7 protein-coding genes are annotated in these 8,505 nt (G+C 43.5%); 3 read left to right on the top strand and 4 right to left on the bottom strand.

The window, feature by feature from the left end; genetic code table 11:
* Nucleotides 1-768: 768 nt before the first annotated feature.
* Nucleotides 769-1,929, top strand: a complete 1,161-nt coding sequence (locus IM477_RS11485; RefSeq protein WP_287673885.1) for a nucleotidyltransferase family protein — start codon at nt 769-771, stop codon at nt 1,927-1,929.
* Between the two features lie 147 nt (nt 1,930-2,076).
* Nucleotides 2,077-3,315 carry a glycosyltransferase family protein gene (locus IM477_RS11480; protein WP_287731799.1) on the top strand — a complete coding sequence of 413 codons (1,239 nt, stop codon included), beginning with the start codon at nt 2,077-2,079 and terminating at the stop codon, nt 3,313-3,315.
* Nucleotides 3,316-3,327: 12 nt separating this feature from the next.
* Here IM477_RS11480 and dnaG read toward each other — a convergent pair whose 3' ends face one another.
* From dnaG to IM477_RS11460, 4 genes are all read right to left on the bottom strand, one after another.
* Nucleotides 3,328-5,208, bottom strand: coding sequence for a DNA primase (gene dnaG / locus IM477_RS11475; RefSeq protein ID WP_287731798.1), 1,881 nt, complete (start codon nt 5,206-5,208; stop codon nt 3,328-3,330).
* A gap of 389 nt (nt 5,209-5,597) precedes the next feature.
* Nucleotides 5,598-6,722, bottom strand: a complete 1,125-nt coding sequence (locus IM477_RS11470) for a beta-ketoacyl-ACP synthase (protein WP_287731797.1) — start codon at nt 6,720-6,722, stop codon at nt 5,598-5,600.
* Between the two features lie 293 nt (nt 6,723-7,015).
* On the bottom strand, nt 7,016-7,753 hold the full coding sequence (locus tag IM477_RS11465) for a peptidylprolyl isomerase (protein ID WP_287731796.1): 738 nt from the start codon (nt 7,751-7,753) through the stop codon (nt 7,016-7,018).
* Between the two features lie 28 nt (nt 7,754-7,781).
* Nucleotides 7,782-8,348, bottom strand: coding sequence for a photosystem I assembly protein Ycf4 (locus IM477_RS11460; RefSeq protein WP_061432225.1), 567 nt, complete (start codon nt 8,346-8,348; stop codon nt 7,782-7,784).
* Nucleotides 8,349-8,438: 90 nt separating this feature from the next.
* Between IM477_RS11460 and IM477_RS11455 the strand changes: the two genes are divergently transcribed.
* Nucleotides 8,439-8,505 (top strand): helix-turn-helix domain-containing protein (locus IM477_RS11455; RefSeq protein WP_287710710.1); only part of this gene is annotated, 67 nt, incomplete at its 3' end.

Below are 8,505 nucleotides of genomic sequence, written 5' to 3'. Positions count from 1 at the left end.
TCGTTAGACCTAAACGCTTGGGGAGATTTAAGCTCTATTTTGGTTGGTAGAAATACCTGTCAAGACAACTTGAGTCAGTGAACCAAGAATCCCTCGCATAAGCGCGACGGGAGTGTCAATATCTCAAGTAGTCAATTTTTGCTCACCATTTTTCGCCTAGACTTCTTGGGGTTAACCGGATTGTTGGAAAAATTAGGCAGGGAGTCTAGGTTGCTCTAATGCTCAAGGACACCTCGAATAAAAGATTTTGTTAACAAACTGTTGGTCGAGGAAATCTCCTTGATCTACATTGATGAAGAGGGAATTATTTTCAAGAACTAACAAGGCGCTCCGTCCCTCAAAATTCGATTTTTCGAGGTGTCCTAGACATAACGCCTTGGTTATTGCCTAAAATTAAACTTTTTTTGCCCATCAATTTAAAAACTTGCGTTTTTTTGATCATCTTAGCCTAGAGGACTGAGTAGTATGAGTTACAGCAAAGTTGATTGGTTAATTTTGTCCATCAGTGTAATCTGGGTTAAATCTCTCACTTTTTCCCGTTATCAATTACTCAAGGGGTAGCTCGATCAATTGGACTTATTGAGAAAATCTTCGCACTAATTGAGAATAAACCAAGCTTTCATCAGGGTTTCAGGCGGTGCAATGCTGAAGTAAATCTATTTTTCGAGGTACCCCCAAGAGGATCGATAACCACTGATTCCGAGCCGGTAATGATACACTAGGCATGATTTAACTACAAACCTCGATCGCAAAAGGAAATAAACATCAATGAAAGCCATGATTTTGGCGGCTGGCAAAGGAACTCGCGTCCGTCCGATTACCCATACGATTCCCAAACCCCTGATCCCGATTTTACAAAAGCCGGTGATGGAGTTTTTGTTGGAACTGTTGCGACAGCATGGCTTTGATCAGATCATGGTCAATGTTAGTCATTTAGCCGAAGAAATTGAGAGTTATTTCCGCGATGGTCAGCGTTTTGGGGTGCATATCGGCTATTCTTTCGAGGGTAGAATCGAAGAGGGCGAGTTAATCGGTGATGCCCTAGGATCGGCGGGTGGTTTACGACGAATTCAAGATTTTAATCCCTTTTTTGACGATACTTTTGTGGTTCTCTGTGGTGATGCGCTGATCGATCTTGATTTAACCGCAGCCGTTAAATGGCATCGGGAAAAGGGAGCGATCGCCACTATTGTCACCAAAACCGTCCCCAGAGAGGAAGTATCCAGTTATGGGGTGGTAGTTAGCGACGAGGAGGGACGGATTCTCAGTTTCCAAGAAAAACCGGCCATCGATGAAGCTTTAAGTACCTGCATTAACACGGGTATCTATATTTTTGAGCCAGAAATCATTGATTTTATTCCCCCTAATAGTAAATACGACATCGGGGGCGAATTATTCCCCCAATTAGTCGCTAAAGCTGCGCCTTTCTACGCTTTAAACATGGATTTTGAATGGGTGGATATCGGTAAAGTCCCCGACTACTGGCAGGCAATTCGCGGGGTGTTATCCAGGGAAATTAAAAATGTTGCTATCCCCGGCATCGAAGTCAAACCGGGCATCTACACGGGCTTAAATGTGGGGGTAAACTGGGATCGAGTCGATATCACCGGACCTGTGTATATCGGGGCAATGACGCGCATTGAAGACGGGGCGAAAATTGTCGGTCCGAGTATGATTGGCCCGAATTGTTGGATTTGTGGCGGCGCGACGGTGGATAATAGCGTTATTTTTGAATATTCTCGCCTCGGTTCAGGGGCGCGTTTGGTGGATAAGTTGGTCTTTGGGCGCTACTGTGTTGATAAAACCGGCGCGGCGATCGATGTGGAAGCGGCAGCCTTGGATTGGTTGATTACCGATACCCGCAAGGTTCCCCCAGAATTTGATCACCCTAAACATCAAGCAATTCGTTCTTTATTCAATGGCAAGTAGGCAACACCCCAACAGGGAAACCACTTCGCGCGCGTTGTGAGGGAGAAGGGAGAAGGGAAAACAAATAAAAATAGTCTCCTGAATACTGTCTCCTGACTCCTGAATACTGTCTCCCCAAAACGAAAACTTCCTACCTCACCACATATCATGTTTGATTCTCCTGTTGATCTTCTCATTCTCTCTAATGGCCCAGGAGAAATATCTACATGGGTGCGTCCAGTTGTCAAGAGATTGCGACAAAACTTAACAGAAGATCGATCGCTGTTGCGGATTTCGGTGATTCTTTCCCCTTGTACCCATGCTATGGGGGCGGAAACGGAAGTAGTTAGGAAATATCCGGAGGTCGATCGAGTCCAGTCGCCAGAAAACTTCTTTAATTTTCTTTTCTGGGGAAAAACCGCCGATAATTGGGATTGGCACCCCAAGGGCATCGTTTTATTTTTAGGGGGCGATCAATTTTTTGCCCTCACCATCGGTAAACGTTTGGGTTATCGCACCGTTATCTATGCGGAATGGGAAGCGCGTTGGTATCGGGGGATCGATCGCTTTGCCGTGATGAATACAAGTGTATTAAATAATATTCCCCAACAATATCAGCATAAATTTACCGTTATCGGCGATTTAATGGTGGATTTGCCCAATGCTATCACCCCTGATGACGCTACCTTAATTGCACTTCTCCCGGGTTCCAAACCCTCGAAATTAGCTCAGGGTGTACCCCTAACCCTAGCCATTGCCGAAAAGATACACGCGCAGGATCCCCGGACTAAATTCTTAATTCCCGTCGCTCCTACCCTAAATTTAGCTTATTTGGCGAAATTTGCCGATCCTAGCTCTAATCCGATGATCACTAAAACCGGTTGGAGTGCTGCCAAATTAAAAAACGGTGAAAAACCCTATCTAGAAACAGCTAAGGGGGTAAAAGTTGACCTAATTACCGATTTTCCCGCCCATAACCAGCTTTCTCGCTGTCATTTAGCTTTAACGACGGTGGGTGCTAATACTGCCGAATTAGGGGCGCTGGCAATCCCGATGATTATTTTACTACCGACTCAGCAACTAGACGCGATGAGAACTTGGGACGGTTTACCCGGTTTATTAGCCCAACTGCCGGGGGTGGGTTCTTTATTTGCTAAGATAATTAATCTCTATATATTGCGAAAAAAGCGTTTATATGCTTGGCCAAATATTTGGGCTGGTGCCGAAATTGTTCCGGAATTATTGGGGGAATTACAACCAGAAGAAGTGGCAAATATGGCTAGTTCTTGGTTAGAAAATCCCGAACAATTAGAGGCTATCCGGCAAAAATTGCGGGCAGTGCGCGGGCAAGCAGGAGCAGTGGATAAGTTAGTATCTATTATTGCTGAACAACTGTCTAGTTTCTAATCAATTAGAGAATTAAGCTTGTTGGTAGAGAGGATCAATTTCGATTAATTTATTAACAGTTTGATAAAATTCCTGCTGATAAAATTCCCGTTGATTGCTGTCGAGAGCATTAATTAATTGTTCTTGACAGTAGCGACGATATTCCATTAAACTAATTTTTTCCATAGCTATAATAGCATCTTTGATCTGTTCTTCTGGCTGCAAAATTTCCTGACTGGTATGTTCATTTAAGTGAAATAAAGAATTAAAATCACGGTTTTTGTCTGTGGTTATCATCAATAAATGATTCTGTAAGGCTGACATCAAATCTCTTGGTTTAGTAATTTGGGTTTCTAACTCTAGAATTACTTGCCATAACCAACGATAATCCAGGAGATTAAAAATTAAATCTTTTTCATCCAAAGATTCTAAAATTCTTTCCCGATATTCAGGATAATGGAGATAGATTAATAATAATAACCATTCGGCTTTTTCCGAGCTATTTTTTTCGGATTTATCTAAAATATTTTTCCTCTTGATTGCCAGAGATTTTCCTTGAGGTTTATTAACCTGCTTTGAGAGATTTTTTAAAATATAAGGCAAACGAGTGGCATCTTTTTGAGCCAAAATTTCAGCACAATAATCTAGATAAAAAGTGCGTTGATTGCTATCGATTAACTTTTGCAATAAACTCACCATACTATTGGCTACTTGTTGAAAATGTAGTCCCTGTTTTAAATCTTTATTAACCAACATTTGCGAGATTTGCCAATCAATCCAAAAAGGAGATTTTTCGATTAGTTCTCGATAACTATTCACCCCGTCAGCACGAGATTTAAGAAATTCATCGGCATCTTTACCATCGGGAAGATTGAGGATTTTTAGGTTAACTTGTCCTGAATAAACTAGGGAGTTAATTTCCTCGATCGCCCTTTTTGTCGCTTTAATTCCCGCTTGATCAGCATCAAAATTAAAGATTATTTGTTTACTTTCACTGTAGCGCAAAAGTAATTTAATTTGCTCCTGACTTAAGGCTGTTCCTAAACAGGCAACCACATTAGTAATACCGGCAGCATGGAGAGCGATCGCATCAAAATAACCCTCGACAACTATCGCTAAATCTTGCTGAATAATTGCCTGTTTAGCTCGATCAAGAGCAAAGAGAGTTTTTCCCTTTTCAAATAGAGGAGTATCGGGAGAATTTAGATACTTTGGCTGCTCATTACCTAAAGTGCGACTACCAAAAGCGATCGCTCGTCCTTGACTATCAAAAATAGGAATCATTAAACGATCTCGAAATTGATCGTAATAACCACTACCATTTTGACGCGCTTTAATTAATCCCGCTTGTTCCACTAAAGCCACAGGATAGCGCTTTTGTTCCACTAAATAACGATAGAGAGTTTCCCAACCTTCCGGAGAATATCCCAGTTGAAAAGTTGCGATAGTTTCTGGGGTTAGTTGTCGTTGTACCTTGAGATAATCTAACGCTTTTTCCCCTTGGGGTTGACTAAGGGCGTGTTGATAAAAACTCACCGCCACGGCCATTATTTCGTATAATTGTTCCTTGAGGGATAATTGCTGTTCTAATTCCTGACGCTGTTCTACTGCTAGAGTTTTAATCGGGATTTGATACCTTCTAGCAAGATCGAAAACCACTTCACTAAAAGATTGTTTCCCCACCTCCATAAAGAATTTAATCCCGTTTCCCCCCGCACCACAGCCAAAACAGTAATACATTTGTTTGGCAGGACTAACCGTAAAACTGGGGGATTTTTCCTCGTGAAAAGGACATAAACCGACGTATTCCCTTCCCCTTTTTTTGAGGACGACTCTCTCGGAAATTAAATCCACAATATCAATTCTTTGTTTAACTTCTTCGATCGTATCTGGATGTAGTCGCGGTGTATCCATAATCAGTTATCAGCAGTCAGGAGTCAGATGTGAGTTTTAAGTGAGCAGTATATATTAAGTGAGCAGTATTAAAGCTGATCACTGAAAAATCTCCCCAACACCTAGCACCCCCACTAAGTCCCTTTTTGACTCCCGGAAATTCGCACCCATAAGTAATAAGAAAGGACTTGACTTTGGCGGCGGCTTGTGCTATGCTTTTGTCATAATGGGAATCCGTGCCAATTATTACAACTTCAAATATTCCCATTATGAATAAAATCTTTTAAAAATATTATCTCAAAATCTCCCGACAAAAGCCAGCAAAATTTCGCCCATAATTGTTAAGTTTTGTTAAAAAGAAATGCAGAGACCAGCAGGGAAAGAAATGGTCACTGATTACTGATTACCGATCACTGATCACTGAAAAACTTCCCCACTGCGATGGCTGCATTTTGTCCTCCGAAACCGAAACTAAGACAGAGACAATTGTGCAGGGAAAAATTAACAGCCGATCTAGTTAAATTTAACTGAAAAGGCGACTCGCGCACACCGACACAGGGGGGAATTAGCTGATTTTTCAGGGCCATTAAACAAAAAGCCACGCCTAATGCCCCCGAAGCCCCTAAAGTGTGTCCTGTTGCCCCTTTTGTCGAGCTTACAGCCACTTGCGAGCCAAAAATGCTGGCGATCAGGTTTGCCTCCCGTTCATCGTTTAAACGCGTGCTAGTGCCGTGGGCGTGAATGTAATTAATTTCATCTTTTCTTAATTGACTTCTGTGCAAACATAGTTCTATGGCTTTGGTAGCACTACGATTATTCACCGCCGGGGCGCTGACATGATCGGCATCGCAGGTAAAACCATAGCCCAAAATTTGCCCGTAGATGGGGGCATTTCTGCTTAAAGCCAGTTCTTCGGATTCAAGGACTAAAATCGCCCCAGCTTCGCCCAAAACCAAGCCCTCCCTAGCTCTATCAAAAGGATAACAGCCCGTTTTCGCCAAAGCTCCCATCTGTTCAAATCCCACCAAAGTTAAGGGAGTGATCGGGGTTTCGAGCGCCCCGGCTAAAACTCGATCGCATTCTCCCATAGTAATTAATTCTACAGCCTGTGCGAGCGACCAGATGCCCGTGGCACAGGCCGCCATGGGTGCTAAGACTGGGGCGCCGGTTTCTATCAATCTAGCGGTCAATACCGAGGCGCGATCGGGTAAACTATCTAACCAGTTTTCTACTATTCCCGTCGCTGCCATCCGTTCCCATAAACCCTGACAACCGCGACTAGAACCGATAGTGACACCACAATCCTTTAAGGGAGGGGTTAATTGAGCGTCTTCAAGGGCAGCAATCAGGGCAATTTTGGTTAAATCCTCTAAAAATGCCGGTTTGTGACCGATTAAACCCAAGGGTAAAGCGGGTAAATCAGAAAAGGGTTGTTGCCTAGTTATACCAGTTTTGCCCTCTAGTAATCTTTGCCAACTCTGACTTAAATTTCCCAGAGAACTGATCAACCCAATTCCCGTCACCACAACATTCATTTATCAGTTATCAGTTATCAGTTATCAGATGAACGTAGGTTGGGTTGAAGCATGAAACCCAACGCCCGATTATGTTACGCTACCGCTAACCCATCCTACAAATAATTGTGCCTTCCTACTTAGAGCATTTAATTGATTATTATTCATTCTTAATTCTCCTGACTACTGACTACTGGCTCGGAGACTCCTCACCTGACGGAAGATTTTTGATTTTTGCAGCAGATTTATTAAATGATTGGGTGGGTGACGGCGAACATTAAATTATTGTCGCCCGGTCCCACCCTAACCGATCGCTATTTTTTCAGGTTTTCTGCACCAGAAACAACCTTGGCCGAGTCAATTTTATCCCCTTGTTTGATCGTATCGATCACTTCCATTCCCTCAGTTACATAACCAAAAACGGCATAATCACCATCGAGGAAATTGATATCCGACAGGGCAAAATAAAACTGAGAAGAAGCGGAATTAGGTTGTTGAGAACGGGCCATCGCGATCGCACCGCGTTTATGGGGTAAAGCGACGATGGGAGTGCGGGCCGTGGCCTGTTGACCGATTGCTTGCCCATAAATCGGCTCTTTTTCGTCTTTGAGGAGAATTTCCAGGGGAACATAACGGGATTGCTTGGTTTTCGGATCGACAAAACCACCGGTTCCGCGACCTTGGGGATCACCCCCTTGGGCGACAAAAGGCTGCGGTTCTGTAACCACGCGATGGAAAGTTAAACCATTATAAAAACCTCTCTCCACCAGATCCACAAAATTACCGGCAGTAATTGGGGCCGCCTTGCCATCAATTTCGATCGTTACCGGTTTACCTTTGATGATCATCTCGACGACGGCAGTTCCATCTAAGCGGGGTTTGTAATTATCCATGTTGACACTGCCCGAACTGGCAGGTTGAGAGGTTTGGGTGATACTAGAATTATCGGGGGTGGAATTAGCTTCCGGGGAAGAACAGCCGAAAAGTGTCGTCGTTGTGATTAAAAAAACACAAACCACAGACAGCCAGCAAGATTTTCTTATCTTCATCATTTTATAGCCAAAAAGAGCGAAAAAAGGCCTACAATCCCTCTAGAGGAATTTCCAGAAAACGAGCGAGTTCCGCTCCTTGATTTTCCAATTCCGAGAGGGACATCGGATCGCCGACGCGAGTTAAAGGGATATCGCGACGCTGTTTAATCCGCAGGAATAGTTCCCGTTTCGGGTTGAGTCCTTCTCGCACTTCGGCCCGCACAGCTTGCACATCTTCGAGAGGCCAATCGAGATCAATGCGACGATTTTTGCCAGGGTAGCCCCAACGAAAGATTTTAACTTTGCCGGTTTCCTTGTTAAACTCGTTGTAACCACCTCCGACATTCCAGAGGAGAGATAACCAGAGATAGATGGCTAAAAGAGTCCCCGCAGTACCGTAAAAGAGGAGGGCGACTCCTTGGGGAATAAATTGTAAGGAACTGGTATCGCTAACGAGAAGTAGATTGACCTTCAAATAACTGGAAAGACCGGCGAGGAGAAACCCTAGACCGCCAATAGAGACGATTACAGCCCAAAAATAGTTACTAGGGCGACGGGAACCCACTACTTCTTGCCGTAGGATCAGGCTATCTTTACTTGTTGTTTGCGCTTTCATCGAAAATTTGGGTCTGAAACCCCGTCGTTCTACGACGGCTTTACTGTTAAATATTAGCACATTTACGAAATATATGCTAGAATGTGAGACATGGAAAAAGCCTACTCGTTTCGATTTTACCCCACACCAACACAAGAGTCGCTATTGCGGCGCACTT

It is taken from the genome of Microcystis sp. M090S1, assembly GCF_020246295.1.
GTDB classification, from domain to species: domain Bacteria; phylum Cyanobacteriota; class Cyanobacteriia; order Cyanobacteriales; family Microcystaceae; genus Microcystis; species Microcystis aeruginosa.
The sequence above is the reverse complement of the archived record's forward strand: the minus strand, read 5'-3'. Positions and strand labels throughout refer to the sequence as shown.